Here is a 16,801-nt window from a genome sequence, read left to right on the forward strand (position 1 = left end):
ATAAGGGGAAATTATTACTTTTTCGCCATCCGTTGCGTGTTGACGTCAAAATTTTGCTGGCGTAACATGCGCGCACGATTACGCTAAGAGGACATTCGCCTTGGACACACCCAGTAGATACTGGCTCATTATCCTGTCATCCAGGATCAACTCCTAAGGCTATCCCTTTTTGCTGATAGCCTTCGCGGTTGTCAGCGACCTTCTGTTTTTTCCCGTCGCGCTGAGTCAGGCTGTTTAATGGTCTGAAACCCAATTTGTTTCTGTGTGCCCTCCGAACTGTCCGATAATTTTTTGCATTGGGAGTCCCGGTCATGCTGAGCGCATTTCAACTGGAAAACAATCGTTTAACTCGCCTTGAGGCAGACGAGATCGAGCACCTGGCCAGTTCGGTTTGGGTCGATTTAGTCGAGCCGGATGACGAAGAACGAAACCGTGTGCAAAAGGACTTGGGCCAGAATCTGGCTACGCGCCCTGAACTGGAAGACATCGAAGCATCTGCGCGTTTTTTTGAAGACGAAGACGGTCTGCACATTCACTCCTTCTTCTTCTATGAAGATGCCGACGATCACGCGGGTAACTCAACCGTCGCATTTACCATTCGCGAAGGTCGCCTGTTTACTCTGCGCGAGCGCGAGCTGCCGGCATTCCGTCTGTACCGCATGCGTGCGCGTAATCAGGCGATGGTGGATGGCAACGCTTACGAGCTGCTGCTCGACCTGTTCGAAACTAAAATTGAACAGTTGGCGGATGAGATCGAAAATATCTACAGCGACCTGGAAAAACTCAGCCGTGTGATCATGGAAGGGCGTCAGGGCGATGAATATGACGAAGCGCTTTCGACGCTGGCGGAACTGGAAGATATTGGCTGGAAGGTCCGCCTGTGTCTGATGGATACCCAGCGCGCACTGAACTTCCTGGTGCGTAAAGCGCGTTTGCCGGGGAGTCAGCTGGAACAGGCGCGCGAGATTCTGCGCGATATCGAATCCCTGCTGCCGCACAACGAATCACTGTTCCAGAAGGTTAACTTCCTGATGCAGGCGGCGATGGGCTTTATCAATATCGAGCAGAACCGCATCATCAAGATCTTCTCGGTGGTCTCTGTGGTGTTCCTGCCGCCGACGCTGGTGGCTTCCAGCTACGGGATGAACTTTGAGTTCATGCCGGAACTGCACTGGAGCTTCGGTTACCCAGGGGCGATTGTCTTTATGATGCTCGCGGGTCTGGCACCGTATCTGTACTTTAAGCGCAAGAACTGGCTGTAATGGCTGTGCCGGATGGCGGTTACGCCTTATCCGGCACTTCTTCAGCTCCGACGTACCCGTCGTTGCGTATAAATCGCATCCATCACGAAAACTGCCAGCGCCACCCAGATAAACGCAAACGTGACCATTTTATCCGCTCCCGGAACTTCACCGTAGAAAGTGACGGCCAGCAGGAACATTAGCGTGGGTCCGATATACTGGAAGAAACCCAGCGTGGACAGACGCAGACGGGTCGCCGCGCCGGTAAAGCACAGCAGCGGAATGGTGGTCACGACACCTGCAGCAATCAGCAGCAGATTGAGCGACATGGGGTTTTGCCCCATATGGCTGGTTGGGCTGTCCGCAATGCCAAACAGATAGATGGCCGCAACGGGTAAAAGCCACAGGGTTTCGATCAGCATGCCGGTTTGTGCTTCGACGGCAATCTTCTTGCGTACCAGACCATAGAAAGCAAAGCTGAACGCCAGGCCCAACGCGATGATTGGCAGCGATCCGAAGGTCCATAGCTGTACCAGTACGCCGCAGGCGGCTAACAGTACCGCCAGCCACTGCATGCGACGAAAGCGCTCGCCGAGGAAAAGCATTCCCAGCACAATATTCACCAGTGGGTTAATAAAATAGCCCAGGCTGGCTTCCAGCATATGATGATTATTGACCGCCCAAATGAACAGCAGCCAGTTTCCACCGATGAGCACTGCAGAGAGCGCGAGCAGGAAGATCTTCTTTGGCGTTTGTAGCAGCGTTTTGATGCCCGACCACTGGCGGCTGATACTCATCAGTACCACCATAAAGAAAAATGACCAGATGACGCGGTGCGTCAGGATCTCATCCGCCGGGACATAGTAAATCAGCTTGAAGTAGGCAGGAGCGATACCCCAAATAAAATAAGCAGCAAGAGCGAGTAACACGCCCTGCCGCGTTTGTTTAGCATCCATCGGGAAAACTCATTTCAGAAATGTAACAGCAGTTTACCTTTTTTTGAGCGCTTACCCCACCATATAAGTGGCGGTTGCGCTGGCAATATAAAGCTGTTCTTCGTTATGCAGTTCCACGCGCGCAACGGCGACTTTATTCCCCGCCCGCAGCAGGCTACTGGTGGCGGTAAAGCGATTTCCTCTCCCTGGGCGCAGGTAATCAACGCGCAAATCGATTGTCCCCATACGTGACATTCGCTGACGCAGTTCATCCTCGCTGATCGTCTCATGGCGGGTCAGCGTACTGCCAACGCACACCAGCCCGGCGGCAACGTCCAGCGCCGACGCGATCACGCCGCCATGCAGAATGCTTTGCGCCCAGTTGCCGACCATCATCGGTTGATTATTAAAGGCTAATTGAGCAAATTCTTTCTCATAGCGTTCAAGCTCCAGACCCAGAGCCCGGTTAAACGGCATATGATAGACAAACATTTCACCCACTAACTTCAGCGCTTCCTCAGCAGTAAGTACGGCAGACATACGATCCCTACATCTCAATGGTTAATGAAATGTTGATATTATGCTTATTATTTGTTGTTTTCTACTTTAGGACGGGATAACTAACGAGGAACTCGCTAAGTATGTAGAATACTTGCCAGATAATTATACAATTCATCAATATTTTGGTTCAGGAGAACATTACCGATGCGGGCGATTCTGGGATGGTTACTACCAGCAGTCATGCTGCCGTTGACCGCGTATGCGCAGGAAGCGACAGTGAAAGAGATTCATGATGCACCGGCGGTTCGCGGCAGTATCATCGCCAACATGCTGCAGGAGCATGACAACCCTTTCACGCTTTATCCTTATGAGACCAACTATCTCATCTACACCAATACCAGCGACATGAACAAAGAGGCGATCAGCAGCTATAGCTGGTCCGAAAATGCGCGCAAAGATGAGGTTAAGTTTCAGCTAAGCCTGGCGTTTCCGCTCTGGCGCGGAATATTAGGCCCGAACTCGGTACTCGGCGGTTCCTATACCCAGAAGTCCTGGTGGCAGCTTTCGAACAGTGAAGAGTCTGCGCCGTTTCGCGAAACCAACTATGAACCGCAATTGTTCCTCGGTTTCGCCACCGACTATCGCTTTGCCGGTTGGACGCTCCGCGATGTCGAAATGGGCTATAACCATGACTCCAATGGTCGATCCGACCCCACCTCACGTAGCTGGAACCGCCTTTACACCCGGCTGATGGCTGAAAACGGTAACTGGCTGGTGGAAGTTAAGCCGTGGTACGTTATCGGCAGCACTGACGATAACCCTGATATCACCAAATATATGGGCTACTATCAGTTGAAAATGGGTTATCACCTGGGTGACGCGGTGATCAGTGTGAAAGGCCAGTACAACTGGAATACCGGCTACGGCGGCGCAGAGCTGGGGGCCAGTTATCCCATTACCAAGCATGTGCGTCTTTATACCCAGGTCTACAGCGGCTACGGCGAATCACTGATTGACTACAACTTCAATCAGACCCGTGTTGGCGTGGGTGTAATGCTTAACGATATCTTCTGACAGGTATTGAGAGTATTTTAATCATTGCAGTTTCTCTCTCAGGCGCTGAAAATAGCGCCTGTTTTTATTTCAGGCTAATGGGGTTAATGTGGCGCAGGCGGAAGTGTTGAATCTGGAAATGGGCGCTAAACAGGTTTTGCAGGAAACCTTTGGCTACCAACAGTTTCGCCCTGGTCAGGAAGAAATCATTGATACCGTGATCGCTGGTCGCGACTGCCTGGTCGTTATGCCGACTGGTGGCGGAAAATCCCTGTGCTATCAAATTCCCGCATTATTGCTTAACGGCCTCACCGTTGTTGTTTCTCCGCTGATTTCTCTGATGAAAGATCAGGTCGATCAACTGCTTGCCAACGGCGTGGCGGCCGCGTGTCTGAACTCCACCCAAAGCCGTGAGCAGCAGCTTGAGGTGATGGCAGGCTGTCGTAGCGGGCAGATTCGCTTACTGTACATTGCGCCCGAACGCCTGATGCTGGATAACTTCCTTGAAAATCTGGCGCACTGGAACCCGGTGCTGCTGGCGGTTGATGAAGCGCACTGTATTTCGCAGTGGGGGCATGATTTCCGCCCGGAATACGCCGCGCTGGGGCAGTTGCGTCAGCGTTTCCCAACTCTGCCGTTTGTCGCGCTGACCGCGACCGCGGACGAGACAACCCGGCTGGATATTGTGCGTCTGCTGGGGCTCAACGACCCGTTAATTCAGATCAGCAGCTTTGATCGCCCGAATATTCGCTACATGTTGATGGAGAAGTTTAAGCCGCTCGATCAACTGATGCGCTACGTGCAAGAGCAGCGCGGTAAGTCCGGTATTATTTACTGTAACAGTCGCGCTAAAGTAGAAGACACCGCCGCGCGTCTGCAAAGCCGAGGCATTAGCGCCGGGGCTTATCATGCCGGGCTGGAAAACGCTGTACGTGCAGAAGTGCAGGAGAAATTCCAGCGTGATGACCTGCAAATCGTCGTAGCGACCGTGGCGTTTGGCATGGGAATCAACAAACCCAACGTACGCTTCGTGGTGCATTTCGATATTCCGCGCAACATCGAGTCCTATTATCAGGAAACCGGCCGCGCCGGGCGTGACGGCCTGCCTGCGGAAGCAATGCTGTTTTACGATCCGGCTGATATGGCATGGCTGCGCCGTTGCCTGGAAGAGAAACCCGCCGGGCAACTGCTGGATATCGAACGGCATAAGCTCAATGCGATGGGGGCGTTTGCCGAGGCGCAAACCTGTCGTCGTCTGGTGCTGTTGAACTATTTTGGCGAGGGGCGTCAGGAGCCGTGTGGTAACTGCGACATCTGTCTCGACCCGCCAAAACAGTACGACGGACTCATGGATGCGCGCAAAGCGCTGTCGACTATCTACCGTGTTAATCAACGCTTTGGTATGGGTTATGTCGTGGAGGTTCTGCGCGGAGCGAATAACCAGCGAATTCGCGAGCTGGCCCATGACAAGCTGCCTGTCTATGGCATTGGTCGTGAGCAAAGCCACGAACATTGGGTAAGCGTTATCCGCCAGCTTATTCATCTTGGGCTGGTGACGCAGAATATTGCTCATCACTCCGCGTTACAGCTAACCGAAGCCGCGCGTCCGGTACTGCGTGGTGATGTTGCGCTACAGCTTGCGGTACCGCGTATTGTGGCGCTGAAACCGCGAGCGATGCAGAAATCCTTCGGTGGCAACTACGATCGCAAACTGTTCGCCAAATTGCGGAAGCTGCGTAAAGCCATTGCTGATGAAGAAAATATCCCGCCGTATGTAGTGTTCAACGATGCCACGCTGATTGAAATGGCTGAGCAGATGCCGGTTTCACCGAGCGAAATGCTGAGCGTTAATGGCGTGGGGATGCGTAAACTTGAGCGTTTTGGCAAAGAGTTTATGGCGCTTATTCGCGCGCACGTTGATGGTGACGACGAAGAGTAGTCAGCCAGGCAAAAAAGTGCCAGGATGGTGACTCACTGAACTATTTCCCCCGCGAGTCATTTTTATGTTAACGCTATTTTTCACCGTTGCGTTGGTGCATATCGTTGCGCTGATGAGCCCTGGTCCCGACTTTTTCTTTGTTTCTCAAACAGCGGTTAGCCGTTCGCGCAAAGAAGCCATGATGGGCGTGCTGGGTATTACCTGTGGCGTCATGGTCTGGGCTGGCGTAGCGCTGCTCGGCCTACATCTGATTATCGAAAAAATGGCCTGGCTGCACACCATTATTATGGTGGGCGGGGGGCTGTATCTGTGCTGGATGGGTTATCAGATGCTACGCGGCGCGTTTAAAAAACAGGATGTTGCGACTCCCACTCCGCAGGTTGAGCTGGCGCAGAGCGGACGCAGCTTTTTGAAGGGGCTGCTGACCAACCTGGCGAACCCTAAAGCCATTATCTATTTTGGCTCCGTGTTCTCATTGTTCGTTGGCGATAACGTGGGAACGGGCGCACGCTGGGGGATCTTTGCCCTGATCATCGTGGAAACGTTGGCGTGGTTTACCGTAGTCGCCAGCCTGTTTGCACTGCCGAAAATGCGTCGTGGCTATCAGCGTCTGGCGAAGTGGATTGATGGTTTTGCCGGTGCGCTGTTTGCGGGCTTCGGTATCCACCTGATTATCTCGCGTTAAGTTTCTTCCGGGCCGGATAAGCGTTAGCGCCTCCGGCGCCTTCATCAGGCATGCCGTGCCGAGGCTAACAAGGCGCCTATCAGCATAAACAGCGAGCCAAACACTTTGTTTAACGCTTTCATTTGCTTTGGCCCTTTAATCCAGCCAGCAATGCGCGTGGCCAGCGTCGCGTAACCGATCATCACAATGATATCGACCACGATGGTCGTGACGCCAAGCACCACGTACTGCATTAACTGCGGTTCCTGTGGCAGGATAAACTGCGGGAACAGGGCGGCAAGGAAAACGATGCTCTTGGGATTGGTCAGATTAACAAAGACTGCGCGTTTGAACAGGCGGCTGCGCGATTGCGTATTCGCCATGGTGTTCAGATCGATAGCACCCGCCGCCCGCCATTGCTGAATACCCAGCCAAATCAGATAGGCCGCCCCTGCCCACTTCAGCACCTCAAATGCGATCACCGAACGTGAAAATAGCGTTCCCAGTCCTACGCCAACCAGAACGATATGAATGCCAAGTCCGGTCTGTAAACCAGCAATCGACGCGCTGGCGCCGCGATAACCGTGACTGATGGCGGTGGTCATGGTGTTGATTGCGCCAGAGCCTGGAGACAAGCTCAAAATAATAGAGGTCAACAGGTAGGCGAACCACCATTCAAAGGTCATGAGAAACTCCCGGATTGTCTATTTTTATGCCACAATACGCTACTGCCGTTAGGTTGTGTCAGCGACGGCGAAAAAAACGATTTTACTTGGTCAGCGAGGCTGGATACCCGATGTTTCAGCAGCAAAAAGACTGGGAAACAAGAGAAAACGCGTTTGCTGCTTTTTCCATGGGGCCACTGACAGATTTCTGGCGTCAGCGGGAAGAAGCGGAATTTACGGGCGTGGATGATATCCCCGTCCATTTTGTGCGTTTTCACGCAGAAAAAAACGATCGCGTCATCGTCGTCTGTCCTGGACGCATTGAAAGCTACGTGAAATACGCTGAACTGGCGTATGACCTGTTTCATTCTGGTTTTGACGTCCTCATTATCGATCACCGTGGCCAGGGGCGTTCCGGGCGTATGCTTTCGGACCCGCATCGCGGTCATGTCGATAACTTTAATGACTATGTCGACGATTTAACCGCCTTCTGGCAGCAGGAAGTGCTACCCGGTCCGTGGAGAAAGCGCTATATACTGGCGCATTCAATGGGCGGTGCGATAGCCACGTTATTCTTGCAGCGCCACCCGAATCAGTGTGATGCTATCGCGCTTTGCGCGCCGATGTTTGGTATTGTGATGCGCTTTCCCGACTGGATGGTACGCCACATTCTGGACTGGGCTGAAGGGCATCCGCGGATCCGCGAAGGTTATGCGATGGGTACCGGGCGCTGGCGGGCGCTGCCATTCGGTATGAATGCGTTAACCCATAGTCGACAGCGCTATCGGCGCAATCTACGCTTCTATGCGGATGAGCCACGGCTGCGCGTTGGCGGCCCCACCTACCACTGGGTACGTGAAGGTATTCTGGCAGGCGAACAGGTTCTGGCTGGAGCAGGAGACGACGCGACGCCGACGCTGCTGATTCAGGCCGAAGAAGAGCGTGTGGTAGATAACCGCATGCACGATCGTTTTTGTGAACTCCGCGCCGCAGCGGGTCATCCCGTAGAAGGGGGGCAGCCGCTGGTCATCAAAGGCGCGTACCATGAGATCCTTTTTGAAAAGGACGCAATGCGCTCAGTCGCGCTTAACGCTATTGTCGAATTTTTCGACAAGCATAACTCATCCAGCGGAACCCGCTTTGCCTAGAGGTTTAATTTTCTTATGTATCAGGTTGTTGCGTCTGATTTAGACGGTACGCTGCTTTCTCCCGACCATACTCTGTCCCCTTATGCCAAAGAGACGCTGAAGTTATTGACCGCTCGTGGCGTTAACTTTGTGTTTGCGACTGGCCGTCATCATGTTGATGTGGGGCAAATTCGCGATAACCTCGGCATTAAAACCTACATGATCACGTCCAACGGCGCGCGTGTGCATGATTCTGACGGGAATCTGGTGTTTTCGCATAACCTGGATCGCGACATTGCCAGCGACCTGTTTGGCGTAGTGAATGCAAACCCGGACATCGTGACCAACGTTTATCGTGATGATGAGTGGTTTATGAACCGCCATCGCCCGGACGAAATGCGCTTCTTCAAAGAAGCAGTGTTTAACTATTCACTGTTTGAACCTGCGCTACTGGAGCCGGAAGGCGTGAGTAAGGTGTTTTTCACCACCGATTCTCACGAAAGGCTGCTGCCGCTGGAACAGGCGATTAACGCTCGCTGGGGCGACCGCGTCAACGTCAGTTTCTCTACGCTTACCTGCCTGGAAGTCATGGCTGGCGGCGTATCGAAAGGTCATGCGCTGGAAGCGGTAGCGAAAGCGATGGGCTACAGCCTGAAAGATTGCATCGCTTTTGGCGACGGAATGAACGATGCGGAAATGCTCTCCATGGCAGGGAAAGGCTGCATTATGGGCAATGCTCACCAGCGCCTGAAGGATCTGCATCCGGAACTGGAAGTCATTGGTCTTAATGCCGACGATGCCGTGCCGCATTATCTGCGTGAGCTGTTTTTGCAGTAATGTTATTGTTCGTTAGTTGACCAGATGTCAACTTAAAACTTCGCTACAATGGGCGTACCTTTTGTTAAGAGACATCCATTGTGGCGTTACTCATCATTACCACAATTCTGTGGGCCTTTTCCTTTAGCCTGTTTGGCGAGTACCTTGCCGGTCATGTCGATAGCTATTTTGCGGTGCTGGTGCGCGTTGGGCTGGCGGCACTGGTGTTCCTGCCGTTTTTACGTACCCGTGGGCATAGCGTAAAAACCATCGCGCTGTATATGCTGGTGGGCGCCATGCAGCTTGGCATTATGTATATGCTGAGTTTTCACGCCTATCTGTACCTGACGGTTTCAGAACTGCTGCTCTTTACCGTGCTGACGCCGCTCTACATTACGCTGATTTATGACCTGATGAGCGGACGTCGTCTGCGCTGGAGCTACGCCTTCAGTGCGTTGCTGGCGGTGATTGGTGCGGGGATCATTCGTTACGATCAGGTGACCAGCCACTTCTGGACCGGCCTGCTGCTGGTGCAGTTGTCCAATATCAGCTTTGCCATTGGCATGGTGGGCTACAAGCGTCTGATGGAAACGCGGCCAATGCCGCAGCACAACGCCTTTGCCTGGTTTTACATGGGGGCCTTTATGGTGGCGGTCGTGGCCTGGTTCATGCTGGGGAATGCGCAGAAAATGCCTGCAACCACGCTACAGTGGGGAATTCTGGTCTTTCTTGGCGTGGCAGCGTCCGGCATTGGTTACTTTATGTGGAACTACGGCGCGACCCAGGTGGATGCGGGGACGCTGGGCATCATGAACAATATGCATGTGCCGGCCGGGCTGCTGGTTAACCTGGCTATCTGGCATCAACAGCCTCACTGGCCAAGCTTCATTATTGGTGCGGCTGTGATAGTGGCTTCACTGTGGGTACATCGAAAGTGGGTCGTTCCGCACTCCGTACAAACGGCAGGTGATCGCAGGCGTGATTCCGCGCTGAGCGAATAAACGCTTCCGTGACTGGCTGTCGCTGCTCGCCATCGCGCACGGCGGCGTACAGCCGACTCCACAATCCATCGCCCAGGGTTTTGGTCACCACCAGGCCCTGGCGTTCAAAACTCTCCACCACCCAGTGCGGTAAAGCTGCAATACCCATTCTGGCTGCAACCATCTGAATCAGCAGCAGGGTGTTATCCACGCTCTTCAGCGACGGACTAACGCCCGCAGGCTGCAAGAAATGCCGCCAGACATCCAGTCGACTCCGTTGCACCGGGTAAATAAGCAGCGTCTCACTGGCTAAATCCTCCGGCGTGATCTGCGTCTTGCTGGCCAGCGGATGGTCCGGCGCCAGAACCAGGCGGACTTCAAAATCGAACATCGGCGAGTAGTGCAGTCCGCTACGCGGCAGAATGTCGGATGTCAGCACCAGATCCAGCTCATCCTGCTGTAGCGCTGGTTGCGGATCGAACGTCACGCCGGATTTAAAGTCCATCTCCACCTGCGGCCAGTTCGCACGAAAATTCTCCAGCGCGGGCGTCAGCCATTGGATACAGCTGTGGCATTCAATAGCGATCCGCAGCCGGGTTTGCTGCGGTTCGTTGCAGGCCTGCAGCGCACGACCAATTTGCGGCAACACCTGATTTGCTAACTGCAGCAAAATTTCGCCTTGCGGCGTAAAGCGCAGAGGCTGGCTTTTACGGATAAAAAGTCGAAAGCCAAGGCGCTGTTCCAGATCGCTGAACTGGTGAGAGAGGGCGGATTGGGTCTGATGCAACGTCGCCGCTGCGGCCGCCAGCGAACCACTATTCCGCAACGCCTGGAGCGTTTTCAGGTGTTTAATCTCGATCATGAAAGTCCTTCACTTCGGCATGAACAAATTGCGCTTGAGGAATATACAGTAACTGTCAATTATGGATGTGTAAACATCTGGATGGCTAAAATCCTTCGTCTTTTAAATTTATGGTGCGTTGGCTGTATTTTTCCACCCCGGTCACTTACTTCAGTAAGCTCCTGGGATGAATAAACTTGCCACCTTCCCTAAATTAAAAATCAATAGGATTTACATATAATTAGAGGAAGAAAAATGACAATACTTAATCACACCCTCGGTTTCCCTCGCGTTGGCCTGCGTCGCGAGCTGAAAAAAGCGCAAGAAAGCTACTGGGCGGGAAATTCTTCCCGTGAAGATTTGCTAACCGTTGGCCGCGAGCTGCGTGCCCGTCACTGGGATCAGCAGAAGCAGGCGGGCGTTGACCTGCTGCCGGTGGGCGATTTTGCCTGGTACGATCACGTGCTGACCACCAGCCTGCTGCTCGGCAACGTTCCGGCTCGTCATCAAAATAAAGACGGCTCGGTCGATATCGATACCTTATTCCGCATTGGCCGTGGCCGCGCACCAACCGGGGAGCCCGCGGCGGCAGCAGAAATGACCAAATGGTTTAACACCAACTATCACTACATGGTGCCAGAGTTCACCAAAGGTCAGCAGTTCAAACTGACCTGGACCCAACTGCTGGATGAAGTGGATGAAGCGTTGGCGCTCGGTCACAAGGTGAAACCTGTGCTGCTGGGACCGGTAACTTACCTGTGGCTGGGGAAAGTAAAGGGCGAACAGTTTGACCGCCTGAGTCTGTTGAACGATATTCTGCCGGTTTACCAGCAGGTGCTGGCTGAGCTGGCGAAACGCGGTATTGAGTGGGTGCAGATTGATGAACCGGCTCTGGTGCTGGAGCTGCCTCAGGTTTGGCTGAACGCCTTCAAACCGGCGTATGACGCGCTGACGGGTCAGGTGAAGCTGCTACTGACCACCTACTTCGAAGGCGTAACGCCAAACCTGGATACCATTACCGCGCTGCCGGTGCAGGGGCTGCACGTTGACTTCGTGCACGGTAAAGATGATGTGGCCGAGTTGCACAAGCGTCTGCCTGCCGACTGGTTGCTGTCAGCGGGGCTGGTGAACGGTCGCAACGTCTGGCGTGCCGATCTCAGCGAAAAATACGCGCAAATTAAAGATATCGTCGGGAAACGAGACCTGTGGGTAGCTTCTTCCTGCTCCTTGCTGCACAGCCCAATCGATCTCAGCGTGGAAACCCGCCTTGATGCAGAAGTGAAGAGCTGGTTTGCCTTCGCCCTACAAAAATGCGGCGAGCTGGCGCTGCTGCGTGATGCGTTGAACAGCGGTGATACGGCGGCAATTGTGGCGTGGAGCGCACCGATCCAGGCTCGTCGTCACTCTACCCGCGTACACAACGCCGCAGTGGAAAAACGTCTGGCGGCGATCACCGCCCAGGACAGCCAACGTGCCAACGCTTACCCGGTTCGTGCCGAAGCGCAGCGTGCCCGCTTTAATCTGCCGGCATGGCCGACCACCACTATCGGCTCATTCCCGCAAACCACGGAAATTCGCGGCCTGCGTCTGGACTTCAAAAAGGGCAACCTGGATGCAAGTAACTACCGCACCGGTATCGCGGAACATATCAAACAGGCGATTGTTGAACAGGAACGTCTGGGGCTCGACGTGCTGGTGCACGGTGAAGCCGAACGTAACGACATGGTGGAATATTTTGGCGAGCACCTGGACGGATTCGTCTTTACCCAGAATGGTTGGGTGCAGAGCTACGGCTCTCGCTGCGTGAAGCCGCCGGTGGTCATTGGCGATGTTAGCCGCCCGGAAGCGATCACCGTGGAGTGGGCGAAGTATGCCCAGTCGCTGACCGACAAACCGGTAAAAGGCATGTTGACCGGTCCGGTGACCATTCTCTGCTGGTCATTCCCGCGTGAAGACGTGACGCGTGAAACCATCGCTAAGCAGATTGCGCTGGCGCTGCGTGATGAGGTAGCGGATCTGGAAGCGGCGGGTATTGGCATCATCCAGATTGACGAACCGGCACTGCGCGAAGGTCTGCCACTGCGCCGCAGCGACTGGGCGGCGTATCTGGAGTGGGGCGTGGAAGCCTTCCGCATTAACGCGGCGGTGGCGAAGGATGAAACCCAGATCCACACCCACATGTGTTACTGCGAGTTCAACGACATCATGGACTCCATTGCGGCGCTGGACGCGGACGTGATCACCATTGAGACTTCACGCTCTGATATGGAGCTGCTGGAGTCGTTTGAAGAGTTCGACTATCCGAACGAAATCGGGCCGGGCGTATACGATATTCACTCGCCGAACGTCCCGAGCGTGGAGTGGATTGAAGCCCTGCTGAAGAAAGCCGAGCAGCGTATTCCGGCCGAGCGTCTGTGGGTCAACCCGGACTGCGGCCTGAAAACGCGCGGCTGGCCGGAAACCCGCGCCGCGCTGGCGAACATGGTCAAAGCCGCGCAGAACCTGCGTCAGGCGTAATTCAGAGCCGGTGGCCGGGAAGCGCAAGCGCTTACCCGGCTTACAGGAAATAGCAAGAGTTGTAGGCCTGGTAAGGTGTAGTCGCCGCCGGGCAATTAACGTTTATTTCTTCCCGCCGTATTGTGTGAACCACTCCAGCATTCTCAGCCAGCCATCTTTCGCGGACTCTTCGTGATAGCTCGGACGATAATCGGCGTTAAACGCATGTCCGGCATCGGGATAGACCACGATTTCCGCTTTTGCATTGGCGGCACGCAGCGCATGACGCATTGTTTCAACTGTATCTTGCGGAATACTGGTGTCCTGGCCGCCATAAAGTCCCAGAACGGGGGCGTTAAGATCGGTCGCGATATCAACAGGATGTTTCGGTGAGTTGAGGGTTTTATCGCCCACCAGTTTGCCATACCACGCTACCGCCGCTTTTAACTGCGGATTATGAGCTGCATACAGCCAGGTGATGCGTCCACCCCAGCAAAATCCGGTGATCATCAACTGGTGGGCATCTCCTCCGTTACGAGAAGCCCAACTGGCGACGTGATCCAGATCGGCCAATACCTGAGAGTCAGGCACTTTGGCGACAAGGCTGCTGAGCAACGTGGGGATATCGGCAAAGTCATTGGGATCGCCTTCACGAAAATAGAGCTCTGGTGCGATAGCCAGATACCCTTCCAGAGCCAGACGGCGGCAAACGTCACGAATGTGTTCATGAATGCCAAAAATCTCCTGCACGACAATGACCACAGGCAGCGGGCCATCGGACTGTTTTGGTCGTGCGTGATACGCTGGCATATCATCGCCTTGTGAAGGTATGGACGTTACACCGGCGATAATGGCGTTATCCGGAGTGTGAACCGTGGTAGACGTCGGTGGAGATACAGCAGGTGCAAAGCCAGATTGTCGTGTTGTCATGGTATTCTCCGTACCCTTAAATATTCAGCCAAAAAGCGCATTGTTAACTATAGACACATGCAACGAACCACATTGCCTTAAACGGTCTATCTTTTGTGCAGGGCTTCCTTACATCGCATCATTTATGTGATTCAAATCACTATTTTATGGTAATGGAATGCAATTGATTTACATCATAGTGATGACTGTCACGAAAATATGTTCATGCCTTCGGTAAAGTGTGTTTTTGCTTCTTCTGACAAAACCGATTCACAGAGGAGTTTTTATGTCTAAGTCTGATGTTTTTCATCTCGGCCTCACTAAGAACGATTTACAAGGGGCTCAGCTCGCTATCGTCCCTGGCGACCCGGAGCGTGTGGAAAAGATCGCCGCGCTGATGGATAAGCCGGTTAAGCTGGCATCTCATCGCGAGTTCACTACCTGGCGTGCTGAGCTGGATGGTAAAGCCGTGATCGTGTGCTCTACCGGTATCGGCGGTCCGTCAACCTCTATTGCCGTAGAAGAACTGGCACAGCTGGGCATTCGTACCTTCCTGCGTATCGGTACGACTGGCGCCATTCAGCCACATATCAACGTAGGTGATGTACTGGTCACCACAGCATCTGTCCGTCTGGACGGTGCAAGCCTGCACTTCGCGCCAATGGAATTCCCGGCCGTCGCGGACTTCGAGTGCACCACCGCGCTGGTGGAAGCGGCGAAATCTATCGGCGCCACCACCCACGTAGGCGTTACCGCGTCTTCTGATACCTTCTATCCGGGCCAGGAGCGTTATGACACCTTCTCTGGTCGCGTAGTGAGCCGTTTCAAAGGCTCAATGGAAGAGTGGCAGTCTATGGGTGTCATGAACTACGAAATGGAATCTGCTACGCTGCTCACCATGTGCGCAAGCCAGGGTCTGCGTGCTGGTATGGTCGCGGGGGTTATCGTGAACCGTACTCAGCAAGAGATCCCTAATGCGGAAACGATGAAACAAACAGAAAGCCACGCGGTGAAAATCGTGGTGGAAGCTGCGCGTCGTTTACTGTAATTCTCCCGTCTATTCAAAAAGGCCGACGCGTTCGGCCTTTTTATTTTGCGTAGTGCCTCGCAGGAAATTCCTTTTAAACTGGACGTTTATACAGCAAAATTCTATTTTGTGCGGGTAAGTCGTTGCTGTAAGGGGGCGTTGTGGATATTTCAATTATGATGAGTGCCGTGCTGGCGTTAGCCGCAGGGCTGCTGGTGGGGTGGCTAGCAACAAAAGCGCACGCCGATCGGATCCGTGCCGACCTCATCGAAGAACGACGCGAACTGGATATTGCGCTAAGCGCCGCCCGCCAGCAGCTCTCACAGGAAGCCCACTGGCGCGATGAGTGCGAACTACTCAATAACGAATTGCGCAGCCTGCACAGCATCAACACCTCTCTTGAAGCCGATCTTCGTGAAGTCACTACCCGACTGGAAGCGACGCAGCAGCATGCGGAAGATAAAATCCGCCAGATGATCAACAGCGAACAGCGTCTGAGCGAACAATTTGAAAATCTGGCGAACCGTATTTTCGAGCACAGCAACCGTCGTGTAGACGAGCAAAATCGCCAAAGCCTGAACAGCCTGCTTACACCGCTTCGCGAACAACTGGACGGTTTTCGACGCCAGGTTCAGGATAGCTTTGGTAAAGAGGCGCAAGAACGCCATACTCTGGCGCACGAAATTCGTAATCTGCAGCAACTGAACGCGCAGATGGCGCAGGAAGCGGTAAACCTGACGCGGGCATTAAAAGGCGATAACAAAACGCAGGGCAACTGGGGCGAGGTCGTACTCACGCGGGTGCTTGAGGCTTCCGGTCTGCGCGAAGGCTATGAATACGAAACCCAGGTCAGCATTGAGAACGATGCCCGTTCGCGGATGCAGCCAGATGTCATCGTCCGGTTACCGCAGGGCAAAGATGTGGTGATCGACGCGAAAATGACGCTGGTCGCCTATGAACGCTATTTTAATGCTGAAGATGAATACACCCGCGAGAGCGCGTTGCAGGAGCACATCGCCTCGGTACGAAACCATATCCGTCTGCTGGGGCGCAAAGACTATCAGCAGCTTCCTGGGCTGCGCACACTTGACTATGTGCTGATGTTTATCCCCGTTGAGCCTGCTTTTTTACTGGCGCTCGATAGACAGCCTGAACTGATTACCGAAGCCCTTAAAAATAACATTATGCTGGTTAGCCCTACCACGTTGTTGGTGGCATTGCGCACGATTGCCAACTTGTGGCGCTACGAGCATCAGAGTCGTAATGCGCAACAGATTGCCGATCGGGCCAGCAAACTTTATGACAAGATGCGTTTGTTTGTGGATGATATGTCGGCAATTGGCCAAAGCCTGGATAAAGCTCAGGATAACTACCGACAGGCGATGAAAAAACTCTCTTCAGGCCGTGGAAACGTCCTGTCACAGGCAGAAGCGTTTCGCAGTTTAGGCGTGGAAATTAAGCGCGAGATTAATCCTGAACTGGCTGAACAAGCCACTACGCAGGATGAAGAGTACCGCTTGCGTTCGGTTCCTGAAACGCAGCAGGATGAACCTTACCCTGATGATGAAGCGGTAAACCAGCAATCAAACTAGTCCGTTTGGGGTAGT

General features: G+C 53.7%; 16 protein-coding genes. 11 read left to right on the forward strand and 5 right to left on the reverse strand.

The features are described from left to right. The first annotated feature begins 100 nt into the window (after positions 1-100). Both ysgD and corA read left to right on the forward strand, forming a co-directional pair. Entirely contained in the window at positions 101-157 is a 57-nt protein-coding gene (gene ysgD, locus KQJ19_RS03925; protein WP_212723238.1) for a YsgD/CorL family protein, read from the forward strand. A gap of 154 nt (positions 158-311) precedes the next feature. Then, the gene (gene corA / locus KQJ19_RS03930) at positions 312-1,262 is read left to right on the forward strand and encodes a magnesium/cobalt transporter CorA (RefSeq protein WP_003017920.1); all 951 of its coding nucleotides are present in this window, start codon (positions 312-314) and stop codon (positions 1,260-1,262) included. 41 nt (positions 1,263-1,303) lie between these two features. Here the strand turns inward: corA and rarD are convergent, their stop codons facing one another. Continuing rightward, entirely contained in the window at positions 1,304-2,197 is an 894-nt protein-coding gene (gene rarD / locus KQJ19_RS03935) for an EamA family transporter RarD (RefSeq protein WP_016155131.1), read from the reverse strand. Positions 2,198-2,248: 51 nt separating this feature from the next. Continuing rightward, on the reverse strand, positions 2,249-2,716 hold the full coding sequence (gene yigI / locus KQJ19_RS03940) for an acyl-CoA thioesterase YigI (protein WP_003017917.1): 468 nt from the start codon (positions 2,714-2,716) through the stop codon (positions 2,249-2,251). Between the two features lie 165 nt (positions 2,717-2,881). Between yigI and pldA the strand changes: the two genes are divergently transcribed. From pldA to rhtC, 3 genes are all read left to right on the forward strand, one after another. Further along, positions 2,882-3,751, forward strand: coding sequence for a phospholipase A (pldA, locus tag KQJ19_RS03945; protein ID WP_016157849.1), 870 nt, complete (start codon positions 2,882-2,884; stop codon positions 3,749-3,751). Between the two features lie 88 nt (positions 3,752-3,839). Next, positions 3,840-5,669, forward strand: a complete 1,830-nt coding sequence (gene recQ, locus KQJ19_RS03950) for an ATP-dependent DNA helicase RecQ (protein WP_019078429.1) — start codon at positions 3,840-3,842, stop codon at positions 5,667-5,669. A gap of 64 nt (positions 5,670-5,733) precedes the next feature. Then, on the forward strand, positions 5,734-6,354 hold the full coding sequence (rhtC, locus tag KQJ19_RS03955) for a threonine export protein RhtC (protein WP_016155134.1): 621 nt from the start codon (positions 5,734-5,736) through the stop codon (positions 6,352-6,354). A 44-nt stretch (positions 6,355-6,398) separates the two neighbouring features. Here rhtC and rhtB read toward each other — a convergent pair whose 3' ends face one another. After that, the gene (gene rhtB / locus KQJ19_RS03960) at positions 6,399-7,019 is read right to left on the reverse strand and encodes a homoserine/homoserine lactone efflux protein (protein WP_003828938.1); all 621 of its coding nucleotides are present in this window, start codon (positions 7,017-7,019) and stop codon (positions 6,399-6,401) included. A 110-nt stretch (positions 7,020-7,129) separates the two neighbouring features. Here rhtB and pldB point away from each other — a divergent pair, with 110 nt between their 5' ends. From pldB to KQJ19_RS03975, 3 genes are all read left to right on the forward strand, one after another. After that, complete coding sequence (pldB, locus tag KQJ19_RS03965; protein WP_003017911.1) at positions 7,130-8,146, forward strand: lysophospholipase L2; 1,017 nt, start codon at positions 7,130-7,132, stop codon at positions 8,144-8,146. A 15-nt stretch (positions 8,147-8,161) separates the two neighbouring features. Then, a complete protein-coding gene (gene yigL, locus KQJ19_RS03970) occupies positions 8,162-8,962 on the forward strand; it encodes a sugar/pyridoxal phosphate phosphatase YigL (RefSeq protein WP_008787091.1) in 801 nt (266 codons plus the stop codon). Between the two features lie 80 nt (positions 8,963-9,042). Continuing rightward, positions 9,043-9,942 (forward strand): carboxylate/amino acid/amine transporter, encoded by a 900-nt coding sequence (locus tag KQJ19_RS03975; protein WP_016157852.1) that lies wholly within the window; start codon positions 9,043-9,045, stop codon positions 9,940-9,942. Here the strand turns inward: KQJ19_RS03975 and metR are convergent. Next, positions 9,830-10,783 (reverse strand): HTH-type transcriptional regulator MetR, encoded by a 954-nt coding sequence (metR, locus tag KQJ19_RS03980; RefSeq protein WP_003017908.1) that lies wholly within the window; start codon positions 10,781-10,783, stop codon positions 9,830-9,832. The two genes, KQJ19_RS03975 and metR, sit on opposite strands and share 113 nt — an antisense overlap. Before the next feature lie 234 nt (positions 10,784-11,017). Here metR and metE point away from each other — a divergent pair, with 234 nt between their 5' ends. After that, positions 11,018-13,279 (forward strand): 5-methyltetrahydropteroyltriglutamate--homocysteine S-methyltransferase, encoded by a 2,262-nt coding sequence (metE, locus tag KQJ19_RS03985; protein ID WP_131380406.1) that lies wholly within the window; start codon positions 11,018-11,020, stop codon positions 13,277-13,279. Positions 13,280-13,381: 102 nt separating this feature from the next. On the opposite strand, the gene KQJ19_RS03990 is transcribed toward metE, so the two are convergent. Continuing rightward, entirely contained in the window at positions 13,382-14,188 is an 807-nt protein-coding gene (locus KQJ19_RS03990; RefSeq protein WP_181221000.1) for a dienelactone hydrolase family protein, read from the reverse strand. A gap of 265 nt (positions 14,189-14,453) precedes the next feature. Between KQJ19_RS03990 and udp the strand changes: the two genes are divergently transcribed. Continuing rightward, positions 14,454-15,215 carry a uridine phosphorylase gene (udp, locus tag KQJ19_RS03995; RefSeq protein ID WP_006686084.1) on the forward strand — a complete coding sequence of 254 codons (762 nt, stop codon included), beginning with the start codon at positions 14,454-14,456 and terminating at the stop codon, positions 15,213-15,215. 140 nt (positions 15,216-15,355) lie between these two features. Continuing rightward, on the forward strand, positions 15,356-16,786 hold the full coding sequence (gene rmuC / locus KQJ19_RS04000) for a DNA recombination protein RmuC (RefSeq protein WP_019078423.1): 1,431 nt from the start codon (positions 15,356-15,358) through the stop codon (positions 16,784-16,786). Positions 16,787-16,801: the final 15 nt, after the last annotated feature.

This window comes from Citrobacter sp. S46_ASV_140 (assembly GCF_018919545.1).
GTDB lineage: Bacteria > Pseudomonadota > Gammaproteobacteria > Enterobacterales > Enterobacteriaceae > Citrobacter > Citrobacter braakii.